Origin of the sequence: Candidatus Methanoperedens sp. (assembly GCA_027460525.1) — an archaeon.
Lineage (GTDB): Archaea > Halobacteriota > Methanosarcinia > Methanosarcinales > Methanoperedenaceae > Methanoperedens.
The window spans coordinates 65358-80533 of the sequence record JAPZAS010000006.1 but is presented as its reverse complement, the minus strand read 5'-3'; the positions used below and the strand labels follow the sequence as shown (position 1 = coordinate 80533).

Sequence of the window (15176 nt, the reverse complement as noted above, 5' to 3'; positions counted from 1 at the left end):
TGGTGTTTATTTTCATAAACACCTCTCTCACTGCATTGTGTCTTTTTACGTTGTGGATATTGCCACTGACTGGGCTCCGATTACGTTGCCACTGCCATCCTTTAACTGCAGCGTTATCCTGTTGTTCACAAGATCCAGCGCTATCTTCTGTGTTGGTGTCAGAAATACCGCAAAGCTCGGCTGTGCGCCAGCGTTAATGGTCAATCCTGTCGCCGGACCTATGATGGTTCCGGTTGTTGGATTGGTCTGGTTCACCTGATATACCAGCCCTGTTATCGAAGACGGCACGACCACATTAAGGCTTACACCTGTTGCAGTGGCGCCGACATTCGATGTAGCTACTGCTAATGCTGTTGGTGTGTTAACCGCTGTCTGTACATTCAGATTTGTGGACATCATGATAACATCTGCAGGAGTCCCAGTACTTGCTGACATTGTAAGAGTGTTCACTCCGCTTATCGGAGCAGGTGCTGTATTAGTGCCTGCCACGTTGTATGTCACCGATGATGTACCGAACGCTGCAGTTGGAGTGATGGTCAGCACGAAGTTAGCCGTGCTGCCAGCGGGTATGTCTACAGGTGTATTTGGTGAACCTGTGAACGATACACCGTTCCACTGCTGATAGCTTACAGTTACAGGCAAACTTGATGCCTGCGTTATGGTCACGCCTGTGGCTATCGCTGTGCCGCCGTTAATCACTGACATGAATATCGTCCCCGGTTTGCCTACCACTGCATTCCTGCTGGTCGGCGTGATGGAAGATACCAGTGCTGGTGTTGCAATTGCTGCTGTGGCTTGGTTTGCCAGACTTACTGCATCATCGAGCAGCCCGTTTACCTTTGTTGGATTGTGTACGCCCCAGCTTAAGTCTGATGACACCAATCGCACGTTCCAGTAAGCCTGGGCAATCAGAGTTCGGCTCAGGTTCTTCTCACCGTTATAGGCTTTAATTGTATTCAACGCACTTATAACGGTTGCGTTGGTGGTATTCCACTTAGCATGGGTTTTTGCCTGTATACCCGCGATGGTTTGGCTTACATTGCCAAGGGGGGTGAACAGGACGGTCAGATTGCCAGGTTTGCTTGCAGTTTTTGTGCTTGCAGTTATTGCTACATGGCAGCTTGAGCACTCTGGGTTTCCGTTTGAGTCTGTTTTGTTCTGCAGTAGAGTCGCGTTAATCTTGAAGGAATGCCCTCCCACCTTCTGGCTGTCAGGCAGTACGTTTCCGTTCGAGTCTGTTGTCATTGTTGCCATGTGGCAATCAATGCACTCGAAATTCAACAAGCCTGTCTGCTTCCATGAGCCGGCGAACACATCCGCTGCCGGGACACCATGTGGGCTTGTTGGGGTAGTAGCAGTAGCACTTGCCCATCCAGGTCCTGTATTGCCTGCTCTTATGTTGGTATGGCAGTTGCCGCATAGCATTGTTGTGTTATCCATCATTGTATAGGCTGCCTGGTACCTGGTTGGCACGCCTTTTGCGTCCGTTGCTGTTATAATTGCGGTCTTATTATAAAATCCATACGCCTTTGCCACTCCGTACTTAGCCTGGGTCTTTTTGAGCCAGTCGCCCATGTCGTGGATGTTATGGCAAACCATGCATGTAACACCATGGAAATCAGTCAGTGGTATTTTGGTAATATTGTCCTTGTTCGCAGGGTTCCAGTTCTGCGGAGATTTGCATTGCAAACAGGTATTTGGTTGCGGACTACCGTAGCCTGTGGTTGCGTTGAAAGTACCAAAGAAATGGTTACCAATGGCTCCTCCAATTGAAACAACCTTGTCGTTGTGTGCGCTTGCATTCCATCCATTAAAGATTGGAACAATTGAATGTGAACTCGCACTCAGGCTCTGAGAGCTTGCAGTATGGCATTGTGTGGTGCCGCCGCATGAGTTTGCCGGATCAGCCGATGCGCTGTTGGGCGAATTCAGGAAGTCGAAGATGGTGTTCGCATGATTCTTCATCATATCTTTACCCACTGTTGCGTTTGTACCTTTCATGTGGCAGTCCGTACAGGTTGCCCATTTACTTTGTGGGTAGTTCATTCTGGAATGCGTAAGATTAACCCCTGCCGTATGGGCTAACCCATGCCTGTAATGGCACTTTGAGCACAATACTTCAGATACAGGACCTGTGACATTTATTGGTGCAGTACCATAGCTTGCATCTTTCCTGCTGGTATCCGTTCCGGGATATAACAGGGCAGGTGTACTAAGGGTATCGATGATATCTGTGCCTGCTGCAAGTGAAGCAGTTGCATTGAAGAAACCTATATTCGCATTTGCGACCTCAGACCATGTGTCTGCAACGAAATTACCATTTGAGAATGTGTCTGCGTATTTGTTATCCGTCATATTGTGGATATTGTGGCACACACCACATGTTACAGCTATAGTGTTTGCTAATGGCACACTCGGGTTTTTATATTGATCAAACGGCGAATGGCATTGCATACAACTTGTGCCGTTTTCAGCTGCAGGTGGCGAATGTTCGCCGCTTCCTGTATCATAGCCTGTTCCATGATTGGAACCGCTATGGCACTCCTCGCATAATTTTGCAGAATAATTAACAACTACCTGATGCCCGTTGCCTGCCGGTCCATGACATCTCTCACAGGCAATTCCCGGCTCGCTAAAGGTTCCACTAATGCCTGGTAATATCTTGGCGTTTGTATTCCAGCCAGTAGTATGGCATCTTGCACAGGTGCCGTATGGAGCAGAGGGTGTTTCACCAGTTCCCCATGTCTTAGTTTCAGTATCATATGTATTGCTCTGAGCAAGCCAATATCCAGTTGTGTTCATATATAAAAATGAGAATTTGCTAACAACTACATAGCCTATGTCACCCCAGCTATAACCTGGCGGAGTTGGAAGATTCATTGCCTGAGCTTTATTTGCTGGCGTTAACATAACACGATGCAATGTGTTAGTCCATTTATCGTACTTTGCCTTGTGGCAGTTTACGCATACTGTTGATGTCAGGTAAGTCGGTGTGCCTGTAAGGAAATTGAAATTTCCTCCGATAACATCGACATGGCAGTTATAACATCCAGGCTGATCAAGCCTTGCTGATGCAAGTGTGGTATCATTGTATCTATGGGTTTTATTATAACTCTGGCCCGTAGAAGTTAACGAAAAATCCGATGGCGCGATAATTTTCACATGGCATGTTGTACAGCTTGCCACGGTTTCAGGCAAGTCAGTGCCAGTGCCATTGAAACGATGTGTTGCGTTGAAAAATATCCCTGCTGGCTTCAAAGAAAGATCCGATTTGTGACAGAAAGAACAATCGGGTGGTGGCGACACTGTAAAAAAGGCAGGTGTTGCCTGACTACTTCCTGTCAGCATCAGCAGGACTATTATTCCTATTCCTGTTATGATTGATTTTTTAATCATTTTTTTCTCCTAATTCTTTTTATTTTTTAATAACCTGATAAATATTGCTCATCTTCTCTTTATGCCCAAGCCGCTGAGAGTATAGCTATTGTTAAGACAAATTCAAATGCCTGTGCCTTCTTTGTCGGCGATGGAGACGGAGTGCCCGTTCCGGCAACAAGTACTGTTATCGAAGTGTTTGGCACCAAGCTTCCATTTCCAGCCATTCTCACAGAGCCCATACAATATTCTCCTATCCTATCTATTTATCGCGAATACTCCACGTGTACAGTCCACGTTTTCTTGCAGGTTTTCTTTGTTACATGCTATATTTAATACTTTGCATGATGTAATTATTAATCATCTCAACTTAAACTGCGTCAGTGTTGGAGATTGGGGACATACATTCCATAATACCTCTCCCAACAATTCGGCATGTATATTTTTTTTAAAAGGTTACATTAATAAATAATAAGATAATGTAGGAGGGATGAAAATGGTGGAAGATACTGGAAAAATCATAAGTAACGGCTTTGAAACATACACAAAGAATCTCAATCTGTGTGTTCCTTTTGTGGTCAATTTATTTGTTTCTCGCATAATGGATTTTTTGTTTTTTTCTGTTGGATTTTCTTATATTCTTGGGTCAAATCTATCATCTCTTAATGAAACTGCAAGTCCTGAACAGATTATTTCAACAATTCTCCCTCTGATAAGCCGTCATATTTTTGAGATCGCCATTATGGTCATTTTATTTATTCTAATTTCTTTGTTTTTCCAGGCGTTCTTCACAGCGGGTGCTATAGGAATGGCAAAACAAGCCACAGAAACAGGAACCTTGAATCTTTCATCCATGCTGGAATATGGAAAGAAGAACGTGGTTAATCTTTATCTTGCCGAGATTCTGATAGGGCTGCTCCTCTTCGCGGGTGTAGTGTTCCTTGTGCCCGGAGCACTCAGTGCTGATAGAGGCAACATATTATCGTCTGATACGAGTTCAATACTGTTGTTTATGATAGGAGTTTTGGTCTGGATAATCTATGCGGTGATTCTTAGCATAGTTCTTGCTCTCGCGAGCTATGCTCTGGTTGTGGAAAGCCTTGGACCTGTGGATGGAATAATAGCAGGTTATAACTTTTTCACCAAGCAAAAGTTCGATGTATTCCTGCTCTGGCTGATTATCCTTATAGTATCAGCTGTACCAATAATCGGGCTGGTTATCCTTGGCGCTATTTTTGGCATGAACTTTATCTGGCTTCTGATAATCTTGGTCAGCGTTTTAATCATCGCCCCTCTTACCACGCTCTGGTGGGTTCGTTTATACATGACCAGAACCGATAAAAAAATTTACTTTAACGAGCTTCTGGCTCATCCAAACGAGCTTGAAAAGTTTTGAAAAGCTTAGAGTTTTTCAATAAAAGCTTCTATTCTGCCAAGAGCCTCGATCAATTCCTCGCGCGAGGTTGCATAAGAGCACCTCAGATACCCTGCGCCGCATTCACCGAACACATCACCAGGTACAACAGCCACCTTTTGCTCTTTTAAAAGGGCGCCTGCAAACTCCTCTGAGGTAATACCGGTGCTTTTTATGGAGGGAAAAGCGTAGAAAGCACCTCTTGGTTCGAAGCAAATAAGCCCGAGCTTGTTAAGACCATTTACAATTAAACGCCTTCTCCTGTCGTATTCCCTGACCATTTTCTGCATTTCGCCATCTCCATTTTTCAATGCTTCTATTGCCCCCATCTGGGCTGTAATTGGGGCGCAGAGCATGGTGTATTGATGGATTTTCGTCATTGCTTCGAGAAGCTCCACGTTCCCCGCGGCAAAGCCGATGCGTAATCCGGTCATGGCATGTGATTTAGATAATCCATTTAAAATTATGCTTCTCTCCTTCATCCCGGAGAGCGAGGAAAAACAGGTATGAACGCCATCGTAGGTCAGTTTGCCATAAACCTCGTCCGAGATTACCACGATGTCGTTTTCATTCACGACATCTGCTATCTCCTCAAGGTCTTTTTTCCCCATGACCGCACCCGTGGGATTATTGGGATAACTCAAAACAAGGGCTTTAGTTTTAGCTGTGATGCTCTTCTTTATCTGGTCTGCTGTGACCCTGAACTCATCCTCCTCGTACGTGGGTACAGGAACAGGTTTTCCACCTGCCAGAGAAACACTGGGTTTATAGGAAACATAGCATGGCTCGGGGATTATAACCTCATCCCCTGGGTTTGTCACTGCCCTGAATGCCAGGTCAGCAGCCTCGCTTACGCCTGTCGTAACAAGAATCTCGTTCCTTGGATTATAATCGACATTGTAGTCCTTCCTGTAGCATTCTGAGATCAATTCCCTCAGTTCGAGAAGTCCGTAGTTCGAGGTGTATGAAGTGAAACCTTTCTCAAGCGAGTAGATGCACGCCTCCCTTATATGCCATGGTGTTACAAAGTCGGGTTCTCCCACCCCGAGTGATATAACCCCATCCATCTCAAGCACGAGATCAAAGAATTTCCTTATCCCTGAGGGAGGAATGTTTTTTACTCTTGTTGATACGAATTCCGACATGGCATCACGGTGATACAGCAAGGCGTTCTGAGCGTTCTTTCTCAAACAGTACATCTCCGTCTTCTTTGTATGCGCGCAGTACAAAATGCGTTACAGTTCCCTGCACCTGCTCAAGCGTTGCTATTTTCTCCGCCACAAAGAAAGCTACGTCCTTCATGGACTTACCCCTCACTGTGAGGGAGAGGTCGTGGTCGCCTGAAATAAGCCTTACCGACCTCACTTCCGGGAACTTTGCAATCCTCTCAGCGATGGCATCATAGCCTGTCCTTGAGCGAAGCGCCACCTTTAGCTCTATAATAGCGTACACATATTCCTCGCCCGCCTTTTCCCAGTCGATTACGGTCTTGTATTTTCTTATTATCCCCTTTTTTTCCATCTCTTTGATTTTTGAGGCTATCTCTGCTTCCGTCATTCCGGTCAGAGCTGCGATTTCTCTGGGCGTGATTCTCGGATTGCTCTCCAGTATCTCCAGTATTTCTTTCATTATTATGCCTCGCGGCTTTTCTATGTTGTAAGGGTTAATAGGTTTTGTGTTTCCAAAGCTTTTTATTGGTATACCTTGTCTTTTAGGGGATATGAGAGCCGTCATCCCATTCAAGAAGAGCAATGCCAAATCAAGATTGGGAGCATTGCTCTCTCAAAAAGAACGCGAGGGACTTGCGATGGCAATGCTCAATGACGTGGCAGAGGCATTGCTTGGCTCCGGGTGTTTTGGGGTGGTTGATATATTATCCACCTCTATCATCGAAGCTAAAGGCACCAATGTCGTGCTGACCTATAAGGGATTGAATGAAGCCCTGAACGAATACCTTCAAAAAATGTCTTTGCATAAAATAAACGAGCCTGTTCTGATAATAATGGCAGATATACCGCTTGTTTCAACAGATAACCTCGGGGATATTGCCTCCTCGCATGCTGATATTGTGATTGCTCCTGGCAGGATGGGTGGAACCAATGCCTTATTTATCCGCGATCCTGAAAGCTTCCGTGTGGATTATTACGGTGTGAGTTTCTTGAAACACCTTGAAATTGCACGCAAGAACAATCTTGAGATTTCGGTTTTTGATTCCTTCAACCTTAGCACCGATATCGATGAAGTCGCAGACCTTGCAGAGGTTCTGATCCATGGAAAAGGGGAGGCTGCGCATTACTTAAAAAAACTTGGGTTCAGTCTTCTGGAAAATGAGGGACGTGTCGGAGTTAAGAGGAACAAAAACGTCCCTGAGGGATAGATGAAAAAATTAATAATCATTTTTATTTTAATTGCCTCAATAGCGGAAGGGTGCATCGGGCAGCAAAAGGCAAATGAAACAAGCGAAAAGATCAATGTCGTTACCACTTTCTATCCCCTCTATGAATTCTCAAAGCGGATAGGGGGTGAAAAAGCCGATGTATCGATACTGGTTCCTGCGGGCGCAGAGCCGCATGACTGGGAACCAGGTCCACAGGATATTATCAGAATAGAGTCCGCCCAGATATTTGTTTATAATGGCGCTGGGCTTGAACCTTATGTTGATAAAATTATAACAAAGACAGAATCCCAGAAATTGATTGTCGTGGATTCAAGCGAAGGGATTGAATTAATTAAAGAAGGGGGGACGCCTGATCCCCATATCTGGCTTGACCCGGTGCTGGCAAAACACCAGGTAGAAGCTATTGAGAAGGCTTTTATTAAAACAGACCCAAAGAATAGCGATTATTACAGAGCCAATACCGCCGCACTCGAACAGGAATTAGATGCCCTGGATGCTCAGATATCAAAAGAATTAGCTCCTGCCAAGAATAAGGTGTTCATAACTTCTCACAGTGCATTTGGCTATTTTGCAAAAAGGTACGGTTTAACGCAGATCGCAATTGCCGGGCTCTCGCCTGATATCGAGCCCAGCCCTGCAAAGATTGCCGAGATAGTTGGGGTTGCACGGGAGAATAAGGTTAAATACATTTTCTTTGAGACTTTAGTAAGCCCAAAGCTATCTGAAACTATTGCAAACGAGGCTGGGGCACAAACGCTGGTGCTCAATCCGATAGAAGGGCTTTCTGAAGCTCAAATCAAGCAAGGTGAGAACTACCTTACTATAATGCAGGATAATGTGAAAAATCTTAAATTGGCACTTGAGGCGGAGAATGGATGAAAATATCATTGAAATGACGGGTGTAAGTTTCAAGCAGGACACTTCGTGGATTCTCGAAGATATCAACCTGGAAATAAAGCGGGGAGAATTCTTAGGAATTATAGGCCCTAATGGTGCGGGTAAGACCACACTTCTGAAAATAATGCTTAAGCTTATTGAACCGACCAGTGGTACAATAAAGTTGTTCGGAGAGGACATACGCCGCTTTAAGGACTGGTATAAGATAGGGTACATTCCCCAGCATGCCCTCAGTTTTGACGTAAATTTTCCCGTAAACGTGTTTGAAGTGGTCTCCATGGGCAGATTCTCAAAAAAGGGGCTCTTCAAAAACCTCGGAAAAGAAGATCTGCAGGTGATTGATGACGCACTGGAAATAGTGGGCATGAAAGAGTATAAAAAAAGGCGAATAGGCGAACTGTCGGGTGGCCAGCAGCAGCGCGTATTCATTGCAAGGGCACTGGCAAGCCAGCCGGAATTATTGATTCTGGATGAGCCTACCGTGGGTGTGGATATTGCGGGGCAAAAAGAATTCTATGATTTTTTAGAGAAATTAAATAAGGAGAAAAAAATCACCTTGGTGATTGTAACCCATGATATCGGGAATATAAGTTCTCGTATCGGAAGGCTCGCCTGCATCAATAAAAAGATGTTCTCCGGATGCCACCCCGAGGAACTATTCGGCTATGCTCCGGAAGGCATGAAGTTCGTGCATCACTTACATGGAGAATAACATGCTGGAGATCTTCCAATACGGTTTCATGCAGCGGGCACTGATTGCAGGGGTAATGATTGCGGTCATCTGCTCTGCAATCGGCACGTTCATAGTATTGAAAAGACTCTCAATGATCGGGGATGGACTTTCGCATATTGCGCTGGGGGGTGTGGCTCTGGGTTTGTTTTTAAATGTTTATCCTGTTTTATCAGCCCTGATATTCTCGGTATTGAGCGCTATAGGTATCAACCGCCTGAGGGGGGCGAAAATTTTCGGGGATGTGGCAATAGCCATATTCTTTTCTGCCGGGCTTGCTGTGGCTGTGGTTCTCCTGAGCCTTGCAAGGGGTTTCAATGTGGATCTTTTCAGTTATTTGTTCGGAAGCATTCTTACCGTAAACGAGACTGACCTTGAAGTTATGCTCGGCATGGGCATATTTACTCTCGCGGCTGTGGTTATTTTTTACAAAGAACTTTTTTACATCACGTTTGATGAGGTAGCCGCACGAGCAAGCGGCATCCCCGTGGAGAAATTGAACACGCTGCTTGTGGTATTAACTGCAATAACCGTAGTGGTATCATTAAAAATTGTGGGTATCCTGCTTGTTTCTTCCCTTCTTGTTGTCCCCGTTGCCACAAGCCTCCAGATTGCCAGAAATTTCAGGGAGACAATTTTAAGCTCGATGGTTTTTGCAATATTCTCGGTGGTGATGGGCTTGATATTCTCCTTCTATTTTAACCTGGCAGCAGGTGGAGCGATAGTATTGACCTCTGTGATCACATTTTTAATTGTAATGATTTATAAAAAGTATATGAGTTAAATATAAAGGGCGCAAAGTATAATATCTCATATTATAAGGATGAATTACATTGTATGCAGCTTGAAAAACTAAGACACGGCACTGAACTTTTAAAACGCGGCTTCGCCAGCATGCAAAAAGGCGGGGTAATAATGGACGTAACCACGCCTCAGGAGGCGCAGATAGCAGAGAGGGCAGGCGCTGTCGCCGTAATGGCTCTTCACGCTGTGCCCGCTGATATCAGGAAAGCAGGCGGGGTGGCGAGGATGGCAGACCCCCAGGTGATTGCGGCTATCATTGATTCAGTCACCATACCCGTGATGGCGAAAGCGAGGATAGGGCATTTTGTTGAGGCTGAAATCCTCGAGGCGCTGGGTGTTGACATGGTGGATGAGTCCGAGGTATTAACGCCTGCTGACGAGAGCTTCCATATAGACAAGACAAGATTTACCATACCTTTTGTGTGCGGCGCTCGCGATCTTGGCGAAGCCTTACGCAGGGTAAACGAAGGCGCTGCAATGATAAGGACAAAGGGAGAAGCCGGGACAGGGGACGTTAAAGAGGCTGTCCGCCATATGCGGGCTATCATGGGCGCGATAAGAGAGCTGAAAGGAAAAGGTTCTGAGGAGCTGATCCAGGTGGCGCGCAGGATAGAAGCTCCGATTGAGCTTGTGAAAGAGACTGCCGAGCTTCAAAGATTACCAGTGGTGAATTTCGCGGCAGGAGGCATTGCAACGCCTGCTGATGCTGCGCTTATGATGAGGCTTGGCGCAGATGGCGTTTTCGTGGGCTCAGGGATATTCAAGGCTGAGAATCCTGAGAAGATGGCGTCCGCCATTGTCGAGGCTGTGAATAATTACGATAATCCTGCTGTGCTTGCCGAGATTTCAAAGGGGCTTGGAGGGGCGATGAAGGGAATTGATATTCGAGGCCTTACGGAGAAGGAAGTGCTTCAGGCGCGAGGGTGGTAATTACCGCCGCACGGATATTATAGCAACCATAAACCTTTTATCTCAACCAACCTTTTCAGAACATCATGGTGGACTTCGAGGAGATTGAAGAGGTTTACAAAAAGCTTGAAGGTAAGCTCACGCCTGACGAATTCAGGTCAAAAGTAGAAGAGAAAGTTACCATGATGAACGGTCTTTGCGATTCAAAGACCGCAGCCATGCTCGTTGCAAGCGAGTTTGGATTAAACGAGACAGTAAAAATCAGGGATATGAGCGAGGATAAGGGCAATGTTGTCTTTATCGCAAAGGCAATCTCAATCGGCGACATAAAAGAATTTACGCGTGACAATGACACCACAGGTCGCGTTGTGAATCTAACGCTTGCAGACGACACCGGTTCTATCAGGGCTGCGCTGTGGGATGAAGCCTGCGACCTCGTGAAGATAGGGGATATAAAGGCAGGTCAGAGCCTTAAAGTGAAAGGATATATCAAACAGGGGCAGCGCGGGCTTGAGGTCAATGTAGGTAAAGGCGGGAATATCGAGCATGTGGAAAAAGAAGTGCCTGTGAACATAAAACCCCTCAAGATAGGTGAAATCAAGCCCGGGATGATTGGCTTGAATATCGTTGGCAAGGTGCTTGATATTGGAAAGATGCGCACCTTTGCGCGCAAGGACGGAAGTGCCGGAAAAGTTACAAACGTAACCCTCGGGGACGATACAGGCAAGATGAGGCTTACGCTCTGGGATGGAAAGGCAGATGCGCCTGGTTTTAACGCAGGGGATACAGTGGAAATAACGAATGCTTATTCACGCGAGAACACCTTCAGCAACCAGACAGAACTGAATCTGGGCTCGGGCAGCGGGATCGTGAAGAGCAGCATTCTTGTTGACTATTCTGAAACCCTCACACCAGTTTCCGACATAGGAATAAACCAGGCTTACAGCGTGGCAGGGCATGTCTCAGGAATCGATGAGATCCGGGAATTTGAGAGGAAGGACGGCACCAAAAGCAGGGTATCGAATATCTATATTTCGGATGAGTCAGGAAGAATTAAAGTGGTGCTGTGGGGCGAACATGCAGAGCTGGTCAATGAACTGGATATAGGAAGCGAGATACGCATTGTTGATGCCTATGCAAAATCCGGCAGGAATGAAGAAGTGGAGCTGAGCGCAGGTGCAAGGACAAGAATCCACATCATACGAAAATAATTTTCCAGTGGAAATGGTGGGGTTCATCATTATCATTGATAATACTTTCACCCCGCTCTGGGAAGGTTTATAATCGTGCGTGAAGATTTGAAAATATAAAATGTGCACCAGAACAAATAAAATGTGCACTGGAGGAAACATGGTAGAAAGAAAAGGGTTGGAAGATTTGCCGGGCGTGGGTCCCGCGACAGCAGAAAAACTTAAGGAAGCAGGTTATGGCTCTATCGAAGCCATAGCAGTATCCTCGTCGTCTGAACTTGCAAGCATCGCTGAAATCGGCGAGTCCACAGCCCAGAAAATAATAAATGCAGCTCGTCAGGCTGCTGACGTGGGCGGGTTTGAGACAGGCGACCAGGTGCTTGAGCGGCGAAAACTCGTGGGAAAACTCAGCTTCGGCGTCAAGGCATTTGACGACCTTATGGGGGGCGGAGTTGAGACCCAGGCAATAACAGAATTCTACGGCGAGTTCGGCTCGGGTAAGACGCAGGTGGGTCATCAGATGGCTGTGAACGTGCAGCTTCCACCCGAAGAAGGGGGTCTTTCCGGGTCGGTGATAATAATAGACACTGAAAATACCTTCAGACCTGAAAGAATTACACAGATGGTGCTGGGACTATCGGCTAAAAAAGGGGTGGAATACGACCCCGAGGAGTTCCTGAAGAACATCCATGTGGCAAAAGCGTACAATTCAAATCATCAGATACTGCTGGTGGATACCGCCAGCGACCTTGCCAATAAATTAAAAGACACGGATAAACCAGTGCGCCTGCTGGTGGTTGATTCCCTCACCGCGCATTTCAGGGCTGAATATGTGGGGCGCGGCACGCTTGCGGACAGGCAGCAGAAACTCAACAAGCACATGCATGAGCTGATGAAGTTCGCAAACCTGTTTAATGCTGCAATAGTCGTGACCAACCAGGTGATGTCAAAGCCGGATGCATTCTTCGGAGACCCCACAAAGCCCATTGGCGGGCATATCGTGGGGCACACTGCCACGTTCAGATTATATCTGCGAAAATCCAAGGGAGAAAAGAGGATAGCAAGACTGGTGGATTCCCCCAACCTTCCCGAGGGCGAGGCTATATTCTCGGTTACCATGGAAGGGCTTAAGGATTAAAAATGAAGCAAGATATCGAAACCGATAAATAGTCTTGTGCTTAAGTGAAATGGGCGATTTAAATGGTACACATCGTGAAAAGCATGATCGGAGAAGCCCTCACAGGCGAGGGTAACGAGGTAGCACATATTGATCTTGTGATAGGTACAAAAGGGAGTGCCGTGGAAACTGCATTCATGAACTCGCTTGCAATGCCCAGGGAAGGCCACACGCCTCTTCTTGCTGTGCTTGAACCGAATTTACAGCCAAAGCCATCTACGCTTATAATAAACAAGGTAACGATAAAAAATGCAAACCAGGCGTTACTCATGTTCGGACCCGCGCAGGCTGCAGTAGCCAAGGCCGTTATGGATAGTGTTGAGGATGGGGTAATAAATAAAAATGATGCTGAGGATTTATTGCTCATAGTTTCTGTATTCATCCACTGGGATGCAGAAGATAAACAGAAGATATACGACTACAATTACGAGGCTACAAAGCTTGCAATAAAAAGAGCGATAGAGAAAGAACCTTCTGTAAATGAAGCCCTCGCAAGAAAGGATTCTGCTAAACATCCCTTCGCTTAGCCTATTTTTTTAAAACTCAGAGAAGGAAGTTCATACTTGTGGAATTCAATGCAATCGCAGTGGACGTTGACGGGACTATTACCTTTGCGGACAGGAGCCTTGACTGCAGGGCGGTTGAGGCACTGCGAAGCCTGCATGTGCCTGTGGTGATAGCTACCGGGAATGTGCTGTGTTTTGCGAGGGCGGTCTCAAAACTTGTGGGAACCGGAGGAATAGTGATTGCCGAGAACGGGGGCGTGGTGGAGTGCGGCACAGTCGAATACGATACCACGCATATAAAGGAGTGCGAGGATGCTTTTGAGTTCCTAAAAAAGCATTTCGCTCTTGAGAGGCTTGACCCTGAAAACAGGAAAACCGAGATTGGATTGCGGCGGAATTTTGATGTTGAGAAAGCAAGAGAACTTTTGAAAGAGTATCAGGAGATTGAGATAGTGGATACGGGTTTTGCCGTGCATATCAAGAGTAAAAAGATCAATAAAGGCACAGGACTAAAGCGCATCGCCAAACTGATGAACCTCAGTTCCAAGGATTTTGTGGCTATTGGAGATTCGCCCAATGATATCGAGATGCTGAAAGCCTCTGGTTTTGGTGTAGCTGTGGGGAATGCGCATCCTGAATTGAAGAAGGTTGCGGATATGGTTACGGAGGGTGAGCATGGGGCGGGGGTGGCGGAGGCGGTGCGGTATCTGAGGGAGAGAGGGGAAATAAGATGATGCAATGTCATTTTTGTGGTGGAGACATGAAAAAAGGGAAAAACACCTATACGCTGAATGGAACAGGTTATCATTTATTGATTGATGATGTACCGGCATGGATTTGTTCACAGTGCCATGAAGTCTATTTTGAAGAGAATGCTGTTGATATGATACAGCATATGATTAAAAACCTCGATGTGCATGTCAATAAAGTGAGGGAAGCGGCGATTGCTTAGTGGCAGGAATACCAATCTTAACGCTAGGTCAAATATCAATATGGTTCTAACCAATAATATAGCAACCAATAAAAACACATGAACACAAAGTCAAAGATGATAAAAACCCTCTCCGAAGAGATTCCCGATGCTAAAATTGAAGAGTTATTTTTCAAACGGCAAGTTGATGTTGGTTTGAAGGAACTTGACGAAGGTAAAGGGATACCTCATGAAGAGGTAGAAAAGCGGATGGCCAGATGGCTTACTTGTAGTGAAGGGTTTAAATGAACTTCATGTTTTTACAAACCAATTCAATAAATCTGCGTTCATCAATGCCGAAACCCTGCGGGTTCTCGACTCCGCGCCCACGTATTGCGAAGCAATACGTGTACACGCCCTCCAGAGGCGTGACTCTGGGCGCCTTCATCTGCGGTTCGTTTTATTCTTCGTCTAGCGACCCATGACCTCCGAACCCCTCTCCCTCGCAAAATATCTCGCCTCCTCCCGCGCCGAACCAAAAGCCTATAAATTACTTAAATCATAAAATCATAAGGTGAAATAATGTACAAAGGCATCATCCAGTCAGACCCCAGGATTATGATGGGCAAACCAGTCATAGCCGGCACGCGTATTACGGTAGAACTCATCCTTGAGAAGCTCGCCGCTGGCGAGACGATTGAGCAAATACTTGAAGCTCACCCCCGGCTGACACGAAAAGCGATTCACGCAGCTTTGGCTTTTGCAGCCGAGGCATTGCGAGCTGATGTAGTCTATCCTCAACCGGAGGCTGTCCATGAAGTTTCTGGCGGATGAGAATGTAGACAATCCAATTGTGGAGCGTCTCA

The 15176-nt window shown here is 46.1% G+C and carries 17 protein-coding genes; 13 read left to right on the top strand and 4 right to left on the bottom strand.

Annotation, left to right across the window (positions count from 1 at the left end; all coding sequences use genetic code 11):
- Positions 1-45 precede the first annotated feature (45 nt).
- Both O8C68_02370 and O8C68_02365 read right to left on the bottom strand, forming a co-directional pair.
- Entirely contained in the window at positions 46-3396 is a 3351-nt protein-coding gene (locus tag O8C68_02370; protein ID MCZ7394647.1) for an ammonia-forming cytochrome c nitrite reductase subunit c552, read from the bottom strand.
- Between the two features lie 59 nt (positions 3397-3455).
- Positions 3456-3617, bottom strand: coding sequence for a hypothetical protein (locus O8C68_02365; GenBank protein MCZ7394646.1), 162 nt, complete (start codon positions 3615-3617; stop codon positions 3456-3458).
- Positions 3618-3871: 254 nt separating this feature from the next.
- Between O8C68_02365 and O8C68_02360 the strand changes: the two genes are divergently transcribed.
- A complete protein-coding gene (locus tag O8C68_02360) occupies positions 3872-4771 on the top strand; it encodes a hypothetical protein (GenBank protein MCZ7394645.1) in 900 nt (299 codons plus the stop codon).
- Positions 4772-4776: 5 nt separating this feature from the next.
- Here O8C68_02360 and O8C68_02355 read toward each other — a convergent pair whose 3' ends face one another.
- Together O8C68_02355 and O8C68_02350 are read right to left on the bottom strand one after the other, a co-directional pair.
- Positions 4777-5934, bottom strand: a complete 1158-nt coding sequence (locus O8C68_02355; protein ID MCZ7394644.1) for an aminotransferase class I/II-fold pyridoxal phosphate-dependent enzyme — start codon at positions 5932-5934, stop codon at positions 4777-4779.
- A gap of 4 nt (positions 5935-5938) precedes the next feature.
- Positions 5939-6418 carry an Lrp/AsnC family transcriptional regulator gene (locus O8C68_02350; GenBank protein MCZ7394643.1) on the bottom strand — a complete coding sequence of 160 codons (480 nt, stop codon included), beginning with the start codon at positions 6416-6418 and terminating at the stop codon, positions 5939-5941.
- A 91-nt stretch (positions 6419-6509) separates the two neighbouring features.
- On the opposite strand from O8C68_02350, the gene cofC reads away from it, so the two are divergent.
- The 12 genes from cofC to O8C68_02290 all read left to right on the top strand — a co-directional run bounded on the left by cofC (position 6510) and on the right by O8C68_02290 (position 15144).
- Complete coding sequence (cofC, locus tag O8C68_02345; GenBank protein ID MCZ7394642.1) at positions 6510-7166, top strand: 2-phospho-L-lactate guanylyltransferase; 657 nt, start codon at positions 6510-6512, stop codon at positions 7164-7166.
- Positions 7167-8066, top strand: a complete 900-nt coding sequence (locus O8C68_02340) for a metal ABC transporter substrate-binding protein (protein MCZ7394641.1) — start codon at positions 7167-7169, stop codon at positions 8064-8066.
- Complete coding sequence (locus O8C68_02335; protein MCZ7394640.1) at positions 8059-8796, top strand: metal ABC transporter ATP-binding protein; 738 nt, start codon at positions 8059-8061, stop codon at positions 8794-8796. Before O8C68_02340 ends, O8C68_02335 begins: the two co-directional genes overlap by 8 nt.
- Position 8797: 1 nt before the next feature.
- Positions 8798-9598: a metal ABC transporter permease gene (locus O8C68_02330; protein ID MCZ7394639.1), complete on the top strand. Its 801-nt coding sequence runs from the start codon at positions 8798-8800 to the stop codon at positions 9596-9598.
- 53 nt (positions 9599-9651) lie between these two features.
- Positions 9652-10548, top strand: a complete 897-nt coding sequence (pdxS, locus tag O8C68_02325) for a pyridoxal 5'-phosphate synthase lyase subunit PdxS (protein ID MCZ7394638.1) — start codon at positions 9652-9654, stop codon at positions 10546-10548.
- 65 nt (positions 10549-10613) lie between these two features.
- On the top strand, positions 10614-11738 hold the full coding sequence (locus tag O8C68_02320) for an OB-fold nucleic acid binding domain-containing protein (GenBank protein ID MCZ7394637.1): 1125 nt from the start codon (positions 10614-10616) through the stop codon (positions 11736-11738).
- A gap of 139 nt (positions 11739-11877) precedes the next feature.
- Positions 11878-12855 (top strand): DNA repair and recombination protein RadA, encoded by a 978-nt coding sequence (radA, locus tag O8C68_02315; protein MCZ7394636.1) that lies wholly within the window; start codon positions 11878-11880, stop codon positions 12853-12855.
- Between the two features lie 62 nt (positions 12856-12917).
- Positions 12918-13421: a formaldehyde-activating enzyme gene (gene fae / locus O8C68_02310; protein ID MCZ7394635.1), complete on the top strand. Its 504-nt coding sequence runs from the start codon at positions 12918-12920 to the stop codon at positions 13419-13421.
- A 38-nt stretch (positions 13422-13459) separates the two neighbouring features.
- The gene (locus O8C68_02305) at positions 13460-14134 is read left to right on the top strand and encodes a phosphoglycolate phosphatase (GenBank protein MCZ7394634.1); all 675 of its coding nucleotides are present in this window, start codon (positions 13460-13462) and stop codon (positions 14132-14134) included.
- Positions 14134-14352 (top strand): YgiT-type zinc finger protein, encoded by a 219-nt coding sequence (locus O8C68_02300; GenBank protein MCZ7394633.1) that lies wholly within the window; start codon positions 14134-14136, stop codon positions 14350-14352. Before O8C68_02305 ends, O8C68_02300 begins: the two co-directional genes overlap by 1 nt.
- A 96-nt stretch (positions 14353-14448) precedes the next feature.
- Positions 14449-14619: a hypothetical protein gene (locus O8C68_02295; GenBank protein MCZ7394632.1), complete on the top strand. Its 171-nt coding sequence runs from the start codon at positions 14449-14451 to the stop codon at positions 14617-14619.
- A 273-nt stretch (positions 14620-14892) separates the two neighbouring features.
- Positions 14893-15144, top strand: coding sequence for a DUF433 domain-containing protein (locus tag O8C68_02290; protein MCZ7394631.1), 252 nt, complete (start codon positions 14893-14895; stop codon positions 15142-15144).
- Positions 15145-15176: the final 32 nt, after the last annotated feature.